Genomic DNA, 18800 nt, shown 5'->3' with positions numbered 1-18800 from the left:
TTATATTAAAGTAAGGATAGATAAAAACCGAGAGCTATTTATGAATAAAAGTGTGTTGATTGTTTTGATATTATTACTTTCCTCTTGTGCGCAAATGCAATCTTCTTTTACAACAGCAAATGCTACTCCATCCCTGTTTGAACGAATTGGCGGGTTGCCTGTACTCTCAGTTGTTGTGTCTGAAACAATAGACAACTCTGTTAATGACCCTAAAATTAAACGTTCGTTCGATGGTATTAAATTAACTACTTTAAAACAAAGCGTTGTAGACCAACTTTGTGTGTTAACTGGTGGGAGCTGTGTCTATGAGGGTGAAACTATGCAAAACTCTCATCGCGATCTTAAAATCACGACAGCTGAGTTCGAGTTATTTGTAGATGCGTTTAGGACATCCTTAAATAGACATGTTGGTGAACGAGAGAAAAATGAGCTCTTAAAAATATTAGCGCCTATGAAGCGTGATATTGTGACGGACTGATTTTTATTTTTTTTAGAGCTAACTTTTTTAGAGCTGACCAATGAATAGCAAAACCCTGAGCAATAGTACAATCTTTAGCTTGTTATTACTTGCAACATCATTTCAAATTCAAGCTGCAGAGTTAGCGGTTCAAGTGTTAGATCAAGCAGGCAATCCTCTTAGTAATGCTGTTGTTTACTTGGAAACCGCAGTTAAATCTAGCGCTAAACCAACTAATGAGGCGAATGTTGATCAAAAGAACAAACAGTTTTCACCAATTGTAAGCGTAGTGCAAGTAGGCACTAGTGTAAATTTTCCAAATAAAGACTCAGTAAGACATCATGTTTATTCGTTCTCACCTGCTAAAACTTTTGAACTAAAGCTTTACTCAGGCGTTCCCGCAAAGCCAGTTGTATTTGACAAACCTGGGACAGTGATACTTGGCTGTAACATTCACGACAACATGCTGGCCTATATTCACATAGTAGACACGCCTCATTTTGGCAAAAGTGATGTGAATGGCATGGTTAAATTGATTGACTTACCAACTGGTCAACACACACTTAAGGCATGGCACTATGCCACTACAAAAGAGAATTTTGTTTCTGAACAAAAAATAACAGTAAAAAGTAATGATACCGTTTCACTAAAGCTCGAAACGCATAACTAATCACTAAAAAACTATCCAATATGCAATTTAAAAGCTTAAAAAGTCGAATTTCAGTTATTTTTCTATCGCTAATATTGGTCATTCAAGTTTTAAGCTCAATCGCCATTAAATTAAGTATTGATAAAAATGCTCGACGTTCTGTTAATCAGCAACTGGAAGTAGGTGAGCGTGTATTTATTAACTTACTACAACATAATGGTGATAGCTTAAGCGTTGGTGCACGCATCTTAGCGGCAGATTTTGGCTTTAAAGCCGCAATTGCTAGTAGTGATCATGAAACGATACTTTCAGCCCTTATTAATCACCAGTCAAGGATTAATGCCGATATTGCCATATTCTACTCTGCAGATCAAAACAGCTTGGTAATCTCTGAGAATCTATCAGAAAGTGAAGTGAGTGAAAAAATAGCTGAAGTTATTTATGCTGCAAAAAATAATATCCAGAAGAATAATTTTACTATTTTCAATAATCAGCCTTACCAACTCGTTGCAGTGCCAGTAAAGGCACCCCTTACTATCGGCTGGGTTGTTATGGGTTTTGAAATTAACAACAGCTTGGCAAATACACTTCATAAGCTTAGTAATCTAGAAGTTACTTTCATTAGTCAGTCTGGCGCCAGCCCTTGGCGCTCCACCGCGGGAACAATGAGTGTTAGATCCAGTGATCAAATTGTGAAATATACCGCAACACAACCTGCATTAAGCACCAATAAAAATTTAGAGCTTACGATTGGCGAAGTCGCCTTTGGCACTAGGTATGTAGCTATATTTAAAAACATAAATGATTCGCTATACGTTGTTTTGCAGCGCTCTATCGACGAAGCAACCGCGCCTTTTCAAGTCTTGTTACTTAATCTTTTAATTTTAAGCATCGTTGGAATGCTTATTTTTATTGTGAGTATCTTATATGTTTCAAGAATAGTCGCTCAGCCAATTGTAGAGCTTGCCAATACCGCTAAAAAACTAGAGGAGGGCGACTATACATTTAAAGTAGATACCTCTAGAAAAGACGAGTTAGGAAAGCTAAGTAGCGCATTCAGCAGTATGCGTACTGCAATTGCTGATAGAGAGAAAAGTATTCTTAAGCTGGCTTACTTAGATGAGATGACTGGCCTACCTAACCGCGCGTCATTTATGAAAGAACTTAATAGCGCCATCTATAAGTCAGAAGCTAATCGTGAGCCACTCTCTGTCTTGGTCATGAATCTGGATCGATTCAAACAAATTAACAATGTGCTTGGCCATGATTTTGGTAATGAGTTGCTACATGCGGTATCAATCCGCATTTCACAAGTGTTTCGTAAAGATAATGACGTCGTGGCAAGAATCTCTGGAGATGAGTTTGCGGTGCTGCTACCAGCAACCAATGCCAATATAGCGGTGAATATTGCACAAAAGCTTTTACAGGCGTTTGAGAAGCCAATTCAACTAGATGATAACTTTGTTGATATTACCGCGGGCATAGGCATTGCAAGCTATCCAGCACATAGTAATCAGATAGAACAATTGTTAAGTTTTGCAGAGATTGCGATGCAGGTTTCAAAAGTAAAGAAATCTGGCCCTGTGATATTTGACCCCAGTTTTGATGCAGGGAGTAATGTTAATCTAACACTAGCTTCAGAGCTTAAAAAGTCTATACAGAACAATGAACTAATGTTGTTTGTTCAACCTAAAATCAATCTTAAAAGTAGGGTAGTGACTTCAGTTGAGGCATTAATCAGGTGGAAGCATCCCGCACGCGGATTGATTTTTCCTGATCAGTTTATCCCGTTTGCCGAGCAAACCGGCCTAATTAGGGATATTACGCTTTGGATGATTACAGAAGCCTCCAAAGTAAGTGCTCAATGGATGCAAAAGGGCATTTTAATCCCAATTGCTGTCAACATCTCCGCGCGCGATTTAATTGACTCGGACTTTCCAAATAAAGTCACTGAGATATTAAAGTCCACGGGCTCTAACACCTCACTCATTTCACTAGAAGTGACTGAAAGTAGCATTATGGATGATCCTCATCGCGCAAAACAAACGTTGCTACACTTATCTGAAATGGGTATTAAATTAGCGATTGATGATTTTGGTACCGGGTACTCCTCATTGTCATACCTAAAAGAACTGCCTGTCAGTGAGCTTAAAATTGATAAATCATTTGTTATGCATATCGAAGATAATCAGAATGATCGTATTATCGTCAGTTCAACCATCGAGCTTGCCCATAATATGGGTTTACATGTGGTGGCTGAGGGCATTGAGAACATTAAAGTCTGGAAATTCTTACAAGACATGAATTGTGATTATGGTCAGGGCTATTATATGTCCAGGCCTATTCCTGTACATGATTTCGAGACATGGTATCAACAGTGGAAATAATATGCATTTCACACCGCATACGCTCTCAATCAGTAACAGTATTCTTAGAGCCTGCTGTGCTTTATATATTCCAACATAAAGCACAGCAGCGATAAAGCTCAATTCGTCAAATTACAATTCAGCATGTCCTTTTCAGAATGTAATACTATCCCTAAGTCATCTTTATAGTTATTCGCGTAATAATTGCGTCTGGTCAAACTGTGCGCCCGTGTAAACGTGCGGACGCATCAAGCCAAATATTAACTTCATCAACAGTTACAATTACATCGCCGAACATGTCAGAGTGGTAGCACATAGGGTTTTTACTCCCTTAATGTGCAAATTAAGTGCCTATGTGTTATTTTACATAATATACATTATACGAACTTACTAAGAATGCGAAGTAATGGCACATTGTGGGTGTGTTGCGTAAAATATGTAAACTACCATTTATAGTGCAACGCTATTGTTAACCTTTACAACCACCTTCCCCTTAGCTCGACCTTTTTCAAGATAGGCAAGCGCCTCTTTTGTTTGACTGAACGGAAATACCTTATCTATTACTGGATGGATATGTCCCGCATCAAGAAGTTTTCCAATTTCTGCGAGTTGGTGGCCGTCGGGATGTACGAACAGGAATGAATACTTGATGCCAAGCTTCCTAGTTTGGCGAATTATCTTGCTGCTAATCAACCTAAACACAAACTTCATGAGGAAGTTCATGTTTCTAGCGCGAGCGAAAGCAGTATCTGGTGGGCCTACGAGTGATACGACGCTGCTATTGGGTTTCAAAATATTAAGAGATTTCTCGATTCCATTACCCCTGACCGTACCAAGTACTAGGTCGTAGTCTCGTAGCACATCCTCGAACTCCTGCTTATTGTAATCAATTACCTCATCGGCACCGAGGCGCTGAACCAAGCCAACATTACTAGTACTAGTTGTTGTTCCCACCGTTGCTCCTAGGTGTTTTGCAAGTTGGATTGCGAACGTGCCAATACCCCCAGAACCTGCAGGTATGAATACCTTTTGGCCTGACTTGAGATGTGCCAGCTCTTTAAGTGCTTGCCAGGAAGCGAGTCCTACCATCGGGATTGAAGCCGCTTGTACGAAGTCCAGATTTGCCGGTTTGATCGCGGCAGCGCTCTCAGGCACAACAGCAAACTCAGAAAGCGCTCCCGTACCAAGGTCGAAGATACTGGCAAAAACCGCATCACCTAGCTTGAAACGCTTCACGCGACTTCCAACCTCTACCACGATACCCGCCAAGTCGCTGCCCATCGTAGTTGGTAGCTGAAACTTAATGATGGCCTTGAATGCTCCTTTCGCAATCATATAGTCGATCGGATTAAGACCGACGGCATAAACTTGAACGAGCATTTCGTTGGGCTTGATTGCAGACAGGGGAATGTCTGCAAACTCTTGTTGATCGGACTTGCCATAACGTTTCAAGATAAATGCTTTCATCATCTCACTCCTGATTTCTTGTTGATCGTGTTGTTTACTTCTTGCAAGCGACGACATACAGAAACGCTAGGACAAGAGCGACTTCGATTAAAACGGCTGTCAGGATGCCGCTAGTTGCATGTCCTATAGAAAGCTCATAAATACCTAGGCATGCCAGTAGCATGCAGCCAGTTATAGTTCCGTAGATAAGGGCTGTACGAGTTGTAGAATGCTCCGCATTTCTAACCATGAAAAACATCACAGACAGCCCGGCATACAGCGCTGCTATTCGTCTTACAACCAGCCCTACTTCGGTTGTTAACTCCACTCCCCATCCTGTTAACATCAAATCTGGTGCAAACATCAAGATGATGGCTAAGACTATAAACAAGATTGAACTAAAAACTGAAAGTAGATAAAAAGATAATAATTTCATGATAGCCTCTATGGTTGATTAGCTATTTTGTGGAGTGAGTCAAGCTTCAACTCTTTTCGAATACCAATATCCACCAATGCAGCAGGTGCAAACCTTCTCAGAAAACTCAAGCGGCACGCTAATTTACCAGCAGCGTAACGTAGCTTTGGTTGTTTAGCATTGGCCGCTTTCAAAACAACATTGGCGACGACTTTTGGGTCATCACCGCCTGCAATAGCTACTTTAATTAATTTTGCGAGTGCTTTGCGCGCAAGGTTGTACTCATCTATTTTGGCGTCAACTTCTTGCGTGTTCGCTTCAAAATGTGTATTGGTATACCCAGGTTCAACCACTGATACACGGATGCCTCTTGTTCTTAGCTCATGGTCTAGCGATTCAGAAAATCCCTCGACAGCATGCTTAGTAGCGGCATAAGTTGCCATGTATGGGGCCGGTATCAGCCCAAGAATGGAACCAATATTGATGATTCGGCCTTCACCCTGCTTTCTCATGTAAGGCACAACAGCACGCGTCATGCGGACGATGCCAAAAAAGTTGGTCTCAAATAGCGTCTTGGTTTGTTCAATTGAGCTTTCTTCGGCCCCACCTGGCGCTACGCCGAAGCCTGCGTTATTAACAACCAGATCAATCCGGCCTTCAATTTTGATTATTTCTTTTAAGGCAGTTTCTATAGATGCCTCACTGTTCACATCTAACGCAATCATCTTGTATGAACGTTGTGCAATTTGCACTCCTTTACGGCTTGTTCCATAAACTTTATAACCAGAATTTGCGAGTAATTCTGCTGTGGCCTCACCAATGCCTGATGATGCGCCTGTCACAATTGCGATCTTACTTTTCATTTTATGTCTCCTGTTTCATTCAAAATTATAAAAAATATGCCATATAAATATGATGGTTATCATATTTATAATCAAAAAAAAGCCAAATTACTGAATAAGAAATTAATCATTTTTTGGCATCGTAGTGTTTTAAAGTAGCTTGGCGGAAAGCTACGCTAAGTTCAGGGTCGTCTATCGCACGAGCTAATAATAATGTCCCTACCATCGTTGACAACATTACAAGCGCTTCTGCATGCGCATTTGGCTGGTCTGATAATCTACTTTCAATAAGAGCAATCATTTCCTTGACGCGGCAAGTAGAGGCCCTTTTTACTTCTGGTGCTTGGCGAGGCATTTCTGAACCTAAGGCCACTAAAGAGCACCCTGATTCAATGTTAGCCATATGCTCATTTGATAAATAAGCATTCATCAATGCCTGCAATGCTTGATTATCAGGGACATTAGCGAATATTTTTTTTGCAATAGCAATAGTATCTTCCCCAGCTCGATCTGCAGCTTCGGCGAGCATTGCATCGCGTGACGCAAAATGCGCGTAAAACCCGCCATGCGTGAGGCCTGCTTCTTTCATGATATCAGCAACACCAGTTCCATCATAACCACTTCTACGAATTGCTCGGGCAGCGGTTTCTACAATGCGCGTATGCGTGATTTCTTTACGATTGGAAGCATTTGGTTTATTCATATCATTTTTCATGATGACCATCATATATGACAACCATCATAAAATGCAAATGAAATTTCTATTTAGCAGTTGATGATGATCATTTGAAAGGAAATTACTTACACAAAGTGTTGCGTTTTTAACACCCATCATTGCAACAAGTCAGCTTAAACTTTATTCGCAACGAATAAAGTTTATAAAGTGATTGAATCTAACATTGATGGTCTGTTTAGAAATAGCAACATGTTCCGAAACTACCAATAATACAAAGCAAACTAAATATATATTCTTAACCAATGCGCTTTACGTACAGAAACTAACTTTATAACTTTTATATAAAAACACTACCCTGTAAAATGTTATTGAGTTTGCGATGGCACTGTGGCTGCAGCTTATGGTTTTGTGCAGAGGTTAAACACAATGACAGGTAAATCACCAGAAACTAAATCCATCCGATAACGGGTAAACACTTTATTAATTACCATCACTGCTTCAATAGTCTTAACTAAAAAATTTAGCGCTAATTTTTATTTATATAATTTCATCAATGGTTAATCAATTAACAAAAACAAACAAAATACTAGCTTATAGCTTAGTGCTAATTTTGGCGTATGTGATAACGGGCAAGCTTGGTTTGATGCTGGCAATACCGCCGGGCTATGCTTCTGCCATTTTTCCACCAGCAGGTATCGCCGTAGCGGCTGTATTTGTTGCAGGAAGATCGCTGCTACCTGCTATCTTTCTGGGCTCTTTATTGCTTAATATTTGGGTCGGTTATAGCGCTCAACATCAAATCAATATCACTAATCTAGAAGTCGCGTGTTTAATTGCAACGGCCTCTGTACTACAAGCCTATGTAGGCGGCTGGTGGCTGAAGCGTAAAATTGGCTATCCCACCTCGTTAGATAATCCTATGGATGTGGTAACGTTTTTTATTGCGGCCCCCGCCATCTGTTTAATCAGCGCTACAATTTCCGTTAGCGGTTTGTATGCGCTAGGCTTAGTTGGGCCCTCACTGTTTTTTACAAGCTGGGCCTCATGGTGGATTGGTGATTCATTAGGCGTTATCGTGATGCTGCCGCTATGTTTAGTGGCTATTGGGCAACCCCGCAGCCTTTGGAAAAAGCGTCTGTACACTGTCGCCGTGCCTATGACTGTTATTTTCGCACTGTTGGTCGTGATTTTTGTAATGGTCAGCCGATGGGAACGTAAAGAATCTCTTGTTGAGTTCGACGCTTTATCAAACCAATTGTCCGAACATCTACGCTTACGCTTTGAATCTCAAGAGGCTGTATTAAAGCAAACAAGTGCGTTATTTAACTATCGAACTAACGACAAAGTAACTAGGCAAGATTTTCATCATTTCGTCAGCGCAACCTTAACCGGTTACCCCATGATACACGCCATAGAGTGGGCGCCGAGTGTCAGCCAGCAAGCTCGGCATTCATTTGTAAGGCAGCAGAGGCAACATTCACCTACCTTTGAAATTAGGCAGTTCAACACCAACAAACAAATGGTGACAGCTACTCAGCGCGATGAGTACTTCCCCATTACCTATATAGAGCCTAACAAAGAGACTGCACGTGCAATATTAGGGTTTGATTTAGCTTATTTATCAGATCGCAAACAGGCTATTCTGACAGCGATTCAAACAATACAAGCCGTTGCCACCCCGCCCGTACAGCTCATTAACGATGGCGGCACAGAGCTTGGTTTTCTGCTGATGTATCCAATCACAGGAACTAAACAAGATGGGGTACTTTGCATCATATTTAAAGCGGAGCGTTTTTTTGGAGAGCTGTTCACCCCTACTAAAAGCGCCATCGATGCACGCCTCATTGATGTTCAGTCAGGAAAAACCTTACACGATGGTGTTTGTTGAGAAAAATGCTGAAGTTTTATATTCCAGAGAGTTTAAATTTGGCTCAAGACTGTACCGCTTAGAAACCACACCCACAGCGCTGTATTATCAACATCATCGTGGCTGGCAAAGTTGGAATATGCTGGCTATTGGTCTGTTTGGTACTGGCCTGATGGGTGCATTATTGTTAATGGGTACGGGCTACACCGTACGTATCGAAAACTTAGTGAAACAAAAGGCTGAAGAGCTTAAAGAAAGCTTTTCTCGCTTTCAAGAAATTACTTCGACGCTAGGCCAAGGGATTTATGTGATGGACACCAATGGCATGATTACGTTTACCAATCCTAAGGCGCAAGATTTGTTAGGTAGAAGTGAGCATGAGTTATTGGGACAAAATGCGTATTTGCTGTTTCACAATAAGCATCTTGATGAGACACCATATCCTGAAAGTGCGTGCCATATCCGTAATGTAATGTATTCAAAACAATCTTATAAGTCCGCAGAAGAAATATTCTGGCATAAGAATGGAATGCCTATTTACATTGCTGTAAGCGCCGTTCCATTGTTCAGAAGCAATGAAGTTGTTGGTGCTGTGGTGGTTTTTGATGACATTTCAGAGCGTAAAAAGATAGAGCACGCGCTGCGAGCCAGTGAAAAAAGTTTTAGAGAAATTATTGAGTATGCGCCTATTGGTATGGCTATCGTATCATTGGAGGGAAGGTTCACAATCGTGAACCAAACGCTATGTAATATTGTAGGTTACACGAGTGATGAATTAACAAGGCTCACCTTTCAAGAAATCACCTATGCAGAGGACTTATCTATCGACCTTGAGTACGTTCAGCAGCTAGTCGATGGCAAAATTGACACGTATCAAATGGAGAAGCGCTACATACGTAAGGATAAGAAAATTGTATGGGTTCAGCTTTCTGCCAGTGTATTTAGAGATGAAGAGCAATCACCACAATACTTTATTGCACAGATTGAAAATATTACAGACCGTAAAATCCGAGACAACGAAATCAAGCAAGATGCTTATTTTGATACACTGACTACCCTACCCAATCGCAAAATGCTGATGGATAGGCTACAGCATGCACTAGCACAGGCTGAGCGTTACCAACGTACTGTTGCATTGTTTTTCTTAGATTTAGACCACTTCAAAGCAATCAATGACACGCTAGGTCATGATGTAGGGGATTTAATACTTAAAGAATCAGCACTGCGCCTACTCTCCTGTGTGCGTGTTAACGATACTGTTGCCAGATTAGGTGGGGATGAGTTTGTGATTGTACTCTCAGAAATTTCAGGTATAAAAGCGGCCGAAGTCGTCGCCGAGAAAATCCTCAATAAGTTTAAAGCGCCAATTGATGTCCATGGGCAAGAGGTGTTCATTAGCACCAGTATTGGTGTTGCAATACGTTCAGGTGATATGAAAATCAATGTTAAGCAGTTAATGAAAAATGCTGATATCGCCATGTACCAATCAAAGGCAGCTGGTAGGAACAGGTGTTATTTTTATGACACGATGTGATTTAAATTATGTAGAGCTGATGCATTAATATGTGAGCTCTAATAGTAGATAAGTCATTAATATTGTTTTGCTCAATCTGCAAGAGCTATCCGCCGCTTAGGGACTGGAAAATATAAACGGTTCCGTCTTCCGGTACGCGATCAGAGAGTTTTATTTTATCAATTACCATGGTGTTATTGATAGAGAGATTTACATGCCGACGCAATGCTCCATTTTCGTCGAGTACGTAATCAGTAAAGCCTGGCGCAATCTCGTTAACTGCGTGTAGAACTTCTGCGACAGACCCTGCTGGAACAGTAATTAGCTGGTTCTTAAATTGTGGAAAGAACCGGTAAAGATGTTGCGTCATTTCAACACGAGTCATGGTATTCAACCAAATCGCACCGAATAAATCGGCGGAAAATTGTGACCTAGAGATTGCCATGTTTCACCACGGTCTTCTGATAGGTAAACATTGCCAGAAGTGCTTCCAAAACATAAGTAATCACCTGACGCATCAAGACCATGCCTCAGTACTATGTCGTAGGCATTTTCTTGCGGTAAACCGTCTCGAAACGATTGCCATGACTGCCCGCCGTCGTTCGTTCGTGCGATGGACAAACCACCATTAATCGCCATTCGTTCTGAATCAGCCTGCGCCGGTACGACCCACGCGGTGCGTCCGTCCTTCGCATCAGCCACAATTGGAAAACCAAAATTCACACCAACATCGGGCATGCTGACTTTTTTCCAGCGCTTTGCGCCGTCATCACTATAAAAAACACCACAGTGGTTTTGCTGCCAGAGATGATCAGGCTGCCCAGAACAATACGTCACGAAGTGTGGGTCATGACCCCACTCGGATTCTGGATTCGGCATGTAATCATTCAACATGCCTTGGTTACGGCTATGCCAATTTTTGCCACCATCAGTCGTCTCAATCACTCCTGCTGTAGACACTGAAACATACATATGCTCTGGATTGCGTGGATCAACAGCGATAGAGTGAATACCTGGTTCAAACACCCCATAATCGATACTTGCAGGCGTGCCATTCCAACAATTTTCAGATGTCGCATCACCAGAGAACAAATCACCACCACGGCTATGATGGTTCCATAGCGGTCGATTGAGCTCCCAGCTATCGCCGCCATCATCACTAACAAATAAACCACCAGGTATGGTGCCAGCATATAGTTTGCCAGGCTGATTGGCATTGCCGAACGCAATATTCCAGATTTTAAGCACGGCGGCATTGGCGTATTCTGGTAGAGCAGACGGTGACTCTGGATTGAAGTCTGGGGTTGGTAGGTATTTGACGATATAACGTGCGCCATTAGGATATTTAAGGGATGTAATGTCTTGCCATGTTGCACCATTATCACGAGAGCGAGATAACTTAGGTCCCCAGTGTCCATGGTCTAGAGATGCCCACAAGGTACCGTCACGAGGATCACGTGTCACGTAACACACAGGAACCCCTGCATGCATAATTGGGCGAGGCTGCCAACTAGCGTTGATACGATCAAATATTATGGTGCCTTTGCGGGTACCTAATAAAATCATGTTAGGTAAAGTCATATTAGACATTCAACTCACCTCTAATATATAGCCCCTACACTACTTATTTTTACAAACTATAAGTGAGTGATTTCAAAGTTACGCGAAAATAGCGGCAAAAAATGCAACGCCGAGGCAGCGTAACGATTGGCAACTGCCCTACGCTATTACGCGCCTCTTTATGCTATTACTATAGGTTTTGCACACTTCCCAATACTACCAAGGTCACAACCATTAAAAGCGCCCAGCCGATAACACCAGCAGTCATCACAGCGCCAAATAAAAGAATGGCATGACCACGCTCTTTTATATGAAACACAGCAGGAACTCCATAATAGATAAACCCGACAGTGGCCATTAACGCCATTGTTAGCACGATTAAATTGACTGACATATCAGGAATCAAAAGCACTATTGGGGCTAGCCATAAAGGCGTGGGTGCTACAGCTGCTAATGTGAATGCCTGATGGTATGTCGGGTGAATTTCCGCGACCTCAGCAAGTTGTCTGATAATTAATGCCATCACGGGGACAGCAGCTAACTCTACAACAAACAGAATTAGTGCTACTAGTAATAGTTTTGAATCGGATAATACAGGAAGTAAATCACCAGCGTATTGACCTGCGGCACAGTAGATGAAAAGTGGGGGAATTAACGACATTGGCACAACATGCAATAAATAAAGCCTATGCATAGAATACTTACGCTGTACCAGATGGCGCCATCCTTTTGTTGGTACAAAGAACATCCAGAATAAATTTAAAAGACTCATGAAACTACCCTCCCAAAAAATTGGTTATTAGCTTATGTATCGTTAACTCTAAATCTTATGTTGCTTCTATGTAATTTACGCACTAATTCATTAAAATTCAAGTACTTCTCTTAAATAGTTATACTACTTTACTATTTTAATTTTTAACTTATGCAGTATTCCACTGAGCTTCGGTGTCTACTTCCAGCCAGCCGTTATTAATTCTCACTGGGAATGTACGTAGGTTTTCATAAGCTGGTGCTGATAAAGCCTCTCCTGTTAATAGTGAAAAGCGCGCACCATGCAATGGGCAAATAATTTCGTCATGATCTAGCTTTCCATCAGATAACGTTGCGTCCTCATGAGTACATTTGTTCTCAATTGCATAATAACGGCCATTAATATTGAAAATTGCAATAGACACATCATCAGTCTCCACTGTGCGATAAGTACCTGATGGAAAGTCTTCTATCGCGGCTACATCTATCCAGTCACTCATGATTTATCTCCTAAAGCATGCCAAGCTGCAGTTTTGCGGCTTCAGACATGTTGTCTCGGCTCCATGGTGGATCCCACACTAGCGTCACTTCCACGGCATTAACCCCGGGGACACATAGCAATGTTTCTTTTACTGTTTCTGGAAAGCTTTGTGCCACTGGACAGTTGGGCGTAGTAAGCGTCATAGTAACGTTAACTTTTCCTGATGCTTCTGTCTCAAGTTGATAGACTAAGCCAAGGTCGTATATGTTCACAGGAAGCTCTGGGTCATATATTGTCCGTAGCATTTCAACTAGTCTAGACTCAAGCTCTTGTTTGCTTGGTGGTTGGTTTTGCTGTTGCTGATCTGCAAATTTTTTCCAGTCAAACATAGCGTTTACTCACAATCTATTTCATTCTGTAGAAACTGGTTCAGTCATGTTCTTCAGTGCAGCTTGCATCGTACGCCATGCCAGCGTTGCACATTTAACACGCTGCGGAAAGGCTTGCACGCCAGCCAACACGGTAAGCTTTCCCATCTCATCAGGTACAGCAACACCAGTCACTAGTGCCTGAAAATCTTTTAGTATCGCTAGTGCTTCTCCTTCACTCTTGCCTTTGAGTGACTCAGTCATCAGCGAAGCCGATGCTGTAGAAATAGCACAACCGACTCCTTCAAAACGAATATCATGAATGACGCCGTCTTTCACTATCATGGCGAGTGATATTTTATCTCCACACAGCGGGTTGTAGCCTTCAGCCTTGCGGTTTGCGTGTTCTAACGGCCCGTAGTTTCGAGGTTGGCGATAATGGTCAAAGATTAGGTCTTGGTAAAGTTCTCGAAGGTCATTCATTATTTGAACACCTCCTTCACTTGATAAATAGCCTCTGCCAATTTATCTATTTCACTGACAGTGTTGTACAGCGCAAATGAGGCTCTTACGGTTGCAGGAACACCAAAACGCGCCATGAGCGGCATCGTGCAATGGTGACCTGTACGCACCGCGATGCCTTGTCTATCAAGAAAAGTACCAATGTCGTGTGGGTGAAGGCCTTGCAATACAAATGACAAAATACCTGTTTTATTTGATGCATTACCAATGATGCGTAACCCTGGAATTTCAGAGATTAATTGGGTGGCATAGCTTAATAGCGCTTGCTCATGCGCTACAAGTGCAGAAAAACCAATGTTGTTCAGATAATTTACCGCAGCACTAACACCAATCACCCCTGCAATATTAGGTGTGCCAGCTTCAAATTTATAGGGTAACTTGTTGTAGGTGGTGGCCTCAAAGCTGACTGAGCTAATCATATCCCCTCCCCCTTGATACGGCGGCATCTCATCTAAAAGTGCAGACTTTCCATATAGCACGCCAATGCCGGTTGGTCCATATAATTTATGGCTGGAGAACGCGTAGAAATCACAGTCTAGGTCTTGAACATCGACAGGTAAATGTGCAACCGCTTGTGCGCCATCAAGCAATACAGGAACATGATGGGAATGTGCGGCATCAATCATTTTTTTTACAGGGTTAATCGTACCCAGTGTATTGGATACATGTGTTATTGCCACAAGCTTGGTACGATCGCAAAGTAATGCCTCATAAGTGTTAAGGTCTAACTCACCAGCATCATCTACTGGTATCACACGTAGAATGGCGCCTGTCTGTTGGCATAGCATCTGCCAAGGCACAATATTGGAGTGATGTTCCATGCCACTGATAATAATCTCATCATCAGCTTTAAATCTACTGCGGCCATAGCTTTGGGCAACTAGGTTAATGGCTTCCGTCGTGCCACGTACAAATATTATTTCATGTGCGTATTGGGCGTTAATTAAGTGTTGTAGTGCCACTCTCGCATACTCAAATGCTTCTGTCGCGCGCTGACTTAATGTATGGATGCCGCGATGCACATTTGCGTTATCGTAACGGTAATAGTGATTTTCTGCCTCAATCACGGTATACGGCTTTTGTGTGGTGGCTGCGTTATCCAAATAAACGAGTGGCTTTCCGTATAGGCGTGTTTGCAGTATAGGAAAATCATGCCGCCAGCGTTGTACATTAAGGTGATTTTTAATGTCTGACTCAAGCGTGCTATGTGCATTGGTGTTCATTTTAGGCTCACCTATTTTCATAGCAACTCCTTGATCATTTCACCTTGAGGCAAACGGTCTAACAGAAGATGTTCAATACGTGTGCGTAAGTACGGTATTTTTATTCTGTTGATGATGTCATTAGCAAAGCCGTAAATCAGCACTGAACGCGCCGTATCGGCATCTAGGCCACGAGAGCGTAAATAAAATAGACCATCTTCACTTAACTGCCCAACAGTTGCCCCATGCGTACACTTCACGTCATCTGCAAAAATCTCAAGCTGTGGCTTAGTATCTATTTCAGCTTGTTTAGAGAGTAGTAAATTATGGTTAGTCTGATGAGCATCTGTTTTATTAGCACCATGATGAACAATGACTTTACCGTTAAAAACGCCTCTAGACTCTCCATCCAGCACGCCACGATAGTATTCACGGCTAGTGCAGTATGGTGCTATGTGGTCAATACGCGTGTGATGATCTACATGCTGCTTATCGTCTAACAGGTATAGACCATCAAAAGTGCATAAACATCCAGCTTCATTCAAGCTAGAGGTAATGTCGTTTCTCACTAAGCGACCACCAAATACAAATGATCTAGAAGTAAAGATGCTATCTTTTGATTGCTCTGCGTGAACCCCAGCAATATGGGAAGCCGCAGGCCCCTCTTGGATAAGTTTGCAATGTTCTATTTTTGCGCCAGCGCCTAGGTTGATTTGTGTGATTACGTTGGTGAAATTATGCGCATCGAGTGTGCCCATGTAGTGTTCAATCACAGTGGCACTAGAGTTTTCTCCTGCCATCACGATAATGCGTGGATAAATCGCTACACCATGCCCGCTAGCAATCAGCAAAAGATAGATTGGCGTTTCCAACACGGTATCTGGTGCGATGTTCAGCACAGCACCGTCTGTCACAAAAGCATTGTTCAGTGCCGCAAAAATAGTATGTTCATGTTGCTGATCAAATAACAACTCAGGAAGAGCAGCGTCACTATCCAGCATGTCAGCTAGGCTGCTTAATTGCACACCATCAGGTAAGTCATCAATCGTAGATAGTTCAGAATCAAAATGACCATTCACAAACACCATTAAATGCATGCCTTCACCAGACAATGCCCATGCAAGTAATTTTGCCGATGATGATGCATCTGGTGGGATATTGTCAGGTGCCAGCGTACCGCGCTTACTAATCAGCGACACATCAGTATACTTCCACTCTTCCTCACGCTTAGTGGGAAAGCCATGCTCTGCAAAACGTTTGAATGCAGCCTGCCTTGCGGCCAACACCCATGGCGCGTCATGCCCTGCTAACGCATCAGGCACTAACGATAGCTCAATGTTCTGCCAAGATAGTGGTTGCACATGCATTGATGCCCCCTAAGCGATTTTCTTGATTAAATCTCCAGTTTCAACCCAATTGTATCCATGCCGCTCCAGATCTTTAGCCAAGTCAGCACCACCCGATTTAACAATACATCCCTGTGATAGTACATGCACAGCATCTGGCACAATGTAGTCTAATAATCGCTGGTAATGGGTCACAAGGATAATGGCTCGGTCAGGCCCACGCATATCGTTCACGCCATCAGCAACAAGTTTTAGTGCATCGATATCAAGTCCAGAGTCTGTTTCATCAAGAATAGCTAGTTTTGGCTGCAACACATTCAGCTGTAAAATCTCATTACGTTTCTTTTCACCTCCAGAAAAGCCTTCATTCACTGCGCGTAACAGTAGTGCTTCGTCCATGCCTACCCGCTTCATTCGCTCGCGGACTAGTTTTAAAAAATCCATCGCATCAAGTTCTGGCAAGCTATGATATTTGCGTATTGCGTTTAATGCGGTTTTAAGAAACAGCGCATTGCTAACCCCAGGTATTTCAACTGGATACTGAAAAGCTAAAAACACACCCTCACACGCCCTGTGCTCTGGTGACATGGCCAATAAGTCTCGCCCATGATAATGCACGCTTCCGGCAGTTACCTCGTACATTTCTCGACCAGCTAAGAACTGAGCCAGTGTGCTCTTTCCAGAAGCGTTAGGGCCCATAATGGCATGCACTTCCCCTGCTTTTACTTCAAGGTTAATGCCTCGCAATATTTCTTTTCCATCAATGCTCACGTGCAGGTTTTTAATAGACAGCATTATCATTCTCCTAACCTGTACTGCCCTCTAAGCTAACACCCAGTAATTTCTGTGCTTCCACAGCAAACTCCATTGGCAGCTCTTGAAATACGGCCTTACAAAAACCGCTGACAATCATTGAGACTGCATTTTCAGGCGATATCCCGCGCTGTGTGCAATAAAACAACTGGTCTTCACCAATACGTGAGGTTGAGGCTTCATGCTCAACCTTTGCACTTGAGTTCTTTACCTCAATATATGGAAACGTATGCGCACCACAGTGCTCGCCCAATAATAGCGAGTCACATTGTGTATAGTTACGCGCATTGTCTGCGCCTGATAGCACCTTAATCAGCCCACGATATGTATTTTGACCATAACCGGCACTAATTCCTTTAGAGAGCACCGTGCTTTTGGTGTCACGTCCAATATGAATCATCTTGGTGCCTGTGTCAGCCTGCTGATGATTGTTGGTTAAAGCAACAGAGTAAAACTCACCCACTGAACCATTACCACGTAAAATCACACTTGGATACTTCCAAGTAATCGCCGAGCCAGTCTCTACCTGAGTCCATGAAATATGTGATTTATCACCACGGCAATCACCACGCTTCGTCACAAAGTTATAAATACCACCTTTACCCTCTTTATCGCCAGGGTACCAGTTTTGAACAGTGGCATATTTGATACGCGCACCTTCTAGAGCAATTAGCTCTACCACCGCCGCGTGTAATTGGTGCTCATCTCTCATTGGCGCAGTGCAGCCTTCTAGGTAGCTGACATAAGCATCTTTGTCTGCAATAATAAGCGTGCGCTCAAACTGACCTGTATTCTTTGCATTAATCCTAAAGTAAGTAGAAAGCTCCATTGGGCAACGCACACAGGGTGGAATATAACAAAACGACCCATCACTAAATACAGCGGAATTAAGGCTTGCAAAGAAGTTATCGGTATAAGGCACCACTGAGCCTAGATATTGCTGTACTAAATCTGGGTGTTTTTGTACTGCCTCAGAAAATGGGCAAAAAATAATACCGAGCGTAGAGAGCTTATGTTTAAAGGTCGTTGCGACAGAAACGCTATCAAATACAGCATCAACTGCCACACCTGCCAGCATCTGCTGCTCTTTTAATGGAATGCCTAATTTTTCGTATGTACGTAATAGCTCAGGGTCAATTTCTGACAAGTCACGCGGGCCATTTTTCTCTGATTTAGGGGCTGAATAATAATAAGCATTTTGATAATCAATTGGCGACCAATGTAGATTAGCCCATCGTGGTTCAGAAAGCGTTAACCAATGCTGGTAAGCTTTCAGCCGCCATTCCAGCATAAATTCTGGCTCGTTTTTTTTAGCTGAAATAAGTCTGATAGTATCTTCGTTTAGACCAAGCGGTATCGTGTCAGCTTCTAGCTGAGTGTAGAAACCGTGCTGATATTCACGGTTAATTAGCTCATTTAATTGTTTGGTAGTAGTCATATAAATGCCACCACTTGCTGATTAAGAACTCTCTAAATCATACTCCTAGTCAAACCATTTAGGTTTACTGTTAATCTTTATAGCACGCA

The 18800-nt window shown here is 42.3% G+C and carries 19 protein-coding genes; 5 read left to right on the top strand and 14 right to left on the bottom strand.

Translation table 11 applies throughout. The features are described from left to right. Nucleotides 1–40 precede the first annotated feature (40 nt). From FG24_RS10415 to FG24_RS10405, 3 genes are read left to right on the top strand one after another with little or no spacing between them, the layout of a single operon-like run. On the top strand, nucleotides 41–478 hold the full coding sequence (locus tag FG24_RS10415) for a group I truncated hemoglobin (protein ID WP_036303259.1): 438 nt from the start codon (nucleotides 41–43) through the stop codon (nucleotides 476–478). A 40-nt stretch (nucleotides 479–518) separates the two neighbouring features. Further along, a complete protein-coding gene (locus FG24_RS10410) occupies nucleotides 519–1127 on the top strand; it encodes a methylamine utilization protein (RefSeq protein ID WP_036303255.1) in 609 nt (202 codons plus the stop codon). Nucleotides 1128–1147: 20 nt separating this feature from the next. Then, nucleotides 1148–3493: a bifunctional diguanylate cyclase/phosphodiesterase gene (locus FG24_RS10405; RefSeq protein ID WP_036303253.1), complete on the top strand. Its 2346-nt coding sequence runs from the start codon at nucleotides 1148–1150 to the stop codon at nucleotides 3491–3493. A gap of 429 nt (nucleotides 3494–3922) precedes the next feature. On the opposite strand, the gene FG24_RS10400 is transcribed toward FG24_RS10405, so the two are convergent. The 4 genes from FG24_RS10400 to FG24_RS10385 all read right to left on the bottom strand — a co-directional run bounded on the left by FG24_RS10400 (nucleotide 3923) and on the right by FG24_RS10385 (nucleotide 6878). Continuing rightward, nucleotides 3923–4942: an NADP-dependent oxidoreductase gene (locus FG24_RS10400; protein ID WP_369797035.1), complete on the bottom strand. Its 1020-nt coding sequence runs from the start codon at nucleotides 4940–4942 to the stop codon at nucleotides 3923–3925. 31 nt (nucleotides 4943–4973) lie between these two features. Continuing rightward, nucleotides 4974–5354 carry a hypothetical protein gene (locus FG24_RS10395; RefSeq protein WP_036303248.1) on the bottom strand — a complete coding sequence of 127 codons (381 nt, stop codon included), beginning with the start codon at nucleotides 5352–5354 and terminating at the stop codon, nucleotides 4974–4976. 8 nt (nucleotides 5355–5362) lie between these two features. Continuing rightward, a complete protein-coding gene (locus FG24_RS10390; protein ID WP_036303246.1) occupies nucleotides 5363–6196 on the bottom strand; it encodes an oxidoreductase in 834 nt (277 codons plus the stop codon). Between the two features lie 106 nt (nucleotides 6197–6302). Next, entirely contained in the window at nucleotides 6303–6878 is a 576-nt protein-coding gene (locus FG24_RS10385; RefSeq protein ID WP_235189763.1) for a TetR/AcrR family transcriptional regulator, read from the bottom strand. Nucleotides 6879–7404: 526 nt separating this feature from the next. On the opposite strand from FG24_RS10385, the gene FG24_RS12830 reads away from it, so the two are divergent. Then, nucleotides 7405–8739: a CHASE domain-containing protein gene (locus FG24_RS12830; RefSeq protein WP_036303241.1), complete on the top strand. Its 1335-nt coding sequence runs from the start codon at nucleotides 7405–7407 to the stop codon at nucleotides 8737–8739. Next, nucleotides 8684–10252: a diguanylate cyclase domain-containing protein gene (locus tag FG24_RS12825; protein WP_235189762.1), complete on the top strand. Its 1569-nt coding sequence runs from the start codon at nucleotides 8684–8686 to the stop codon at nucleotides 10250–10252. Before FG24_RS12830 ends, FG24_RS12825 begins: the two co-directional genes overlap by 56 nt. A gap of 85 nt (nucleotides 10253–10337) precedes the next feature. On the opposite strand, the gene FG24_RS10370 is transcribed toward FG24_RS12825, so the two are convergent. The 10 genes from FG24_RS10370 to sufB all read right to left on the bottom strand — a co-directional run bounded on the left by FG24_RS10370 (nucleotide 10338) and on the right by sufB (nucleotide 18711). Then, entirely contained in the window at nucleotides 10338–10616 is a 279-nt protein-coding gene (locus FG24_RS10370) for a MoaD/ThiS family protein (protein ID WP_036303238.1), read from the bottom strand. Nucleotides 10617–10621: 5 nt separating this feature from the next. Continuing rightward, the gene (locus FG24_RS10365) at nucleotides 10622–11821 is read right to left on the bottom strand and encodes a WD40/YVTN/BNR-like repeat-containing protein (RefSeq protein ID WP_235189761.1); all 1200 of its coding nucleotides are present in this window, start codon (nucleotides 11819–11821) and stop codon (nucleotides 10622–10624) included. Between the two features lie 160 nt (nucleotides 11822–11981). Further along, on the bottom strand, nucleotides 11982–12563 hold the full coding sequence (locus FG24_RS10360; protein ID WP_036303235.1) for a Yip1 family protein: 582 nt from the start codon (nucleotides 12561–12563) through the stop codon (nucleotides 11982–11984). A gap of 148 nt (nucleotides 12564–12711) precedes the next feature. Further along, nucleotides 12712–13041 carry a Rieske (2Fe-2S) protein gene (locus FG24_RS10355; protein WP_036303234.1) on the bottom strand — a complete coding sequence of 110 codons (330 nt, stop codon included), beginning with the start codon at nucleotides 13039–13041 and terminating at the stop codon, nucleotides 12712–12714. A 10-nt stretch (nucleotides 13042–13051) separates the two neighbouring features. Next, nucleotides 13052–13411, bottom strand: coding sequence for a DUF59 domain-containing protein (locus tag FG24_RS10350; protein WP_036303232.1), 360 nt, complete (start codon nucleotides 13409–13411; stop codon nucleotides 13052–13054). 21 nt (nucleotides 13412–13432) lie between these two features. Then, nucleotides 13433–13873, bottom strand: coding sequence for a Fe-S cluster assembly sulfur transfer protein SufU (sufU, locus tag FG24_RS10345; protein ID WP_036303230.1), 441 nt, complete (start codon nucleotides 13871–13873; stop codon nucleotides 13433–13435). After that, nucleotides 13873–15156: an aminotransferase class V-fold PLP-dependent enzyme gene (locus tag FG24_RS10340; RefSeq protein ID WP_235189760.1), complete on the bottom strand. Its 1284-nt coding sequence runs from the start codon at nucleotides 15154–15156 to the stop codon at nucleotides 13873–13875. Before FG24_RS10340 ends, sufU begins: the two co-directional genes overlap by 1 nt. Then, nucleotides 15153–16481 carry a Fe-S cluster assembly protein SufD gene (gene sufD, locus FG24_RS10335; RefSeq protein ID WP_036303228.1) on the bottom strand — a complete coding sequence of 443 codons (1329 nt, stop codon included), beginning with the start codon at nucleotides 16479–16481 and terminating at the stop codon, nucleotides 15153–15155. The genes FG24_RS10340 and sufD overlap by 4 nt, the downstream gene beginning before the upstream one ends. A 9-nt stretch (nucleotides 16482–16490) precedes the next feature. Next, nucleotides 16491–17255, bottom strand: a complete 765-nt coding sequence (sufC, locus tag FG24_RS10330) for a Fe-S cluster assembly ATPase SufC (RefSeq protein WP_036303226.1) — start codon at nucleotides 17253–17255, stop codon at nucleotides 16491–16493. A 10-nt stretch (nucleotides 17256–17265) separates the two neighbouring features. Beyond that, nucleotides 17266–18711, bottom strand: a complete 1446-nt coding sequence (gene sufB / locus FG24_RS10325; protein ID WP_036303223.1) for a Fe-S cluster assembly protein SufB — start codon at nucleotides 18709–18711, stop codon at nucleotides 17266–17268. Between the last annotated feature and the right edge of the window lie 89 nt (nucleotides 18712–18800).

This window comes from Methylotenera sp. L2L1 (assembly GCF_000744605.1).
Classification (GTDB): Bacteria; Pseudomonadota; Gammaproteobacteria; order Burkholderiales; family Methylophilaceae; genus Methylotenera.
This window is presented reverse-complemented; position numbering and strand designations above follow the sequence as displayed.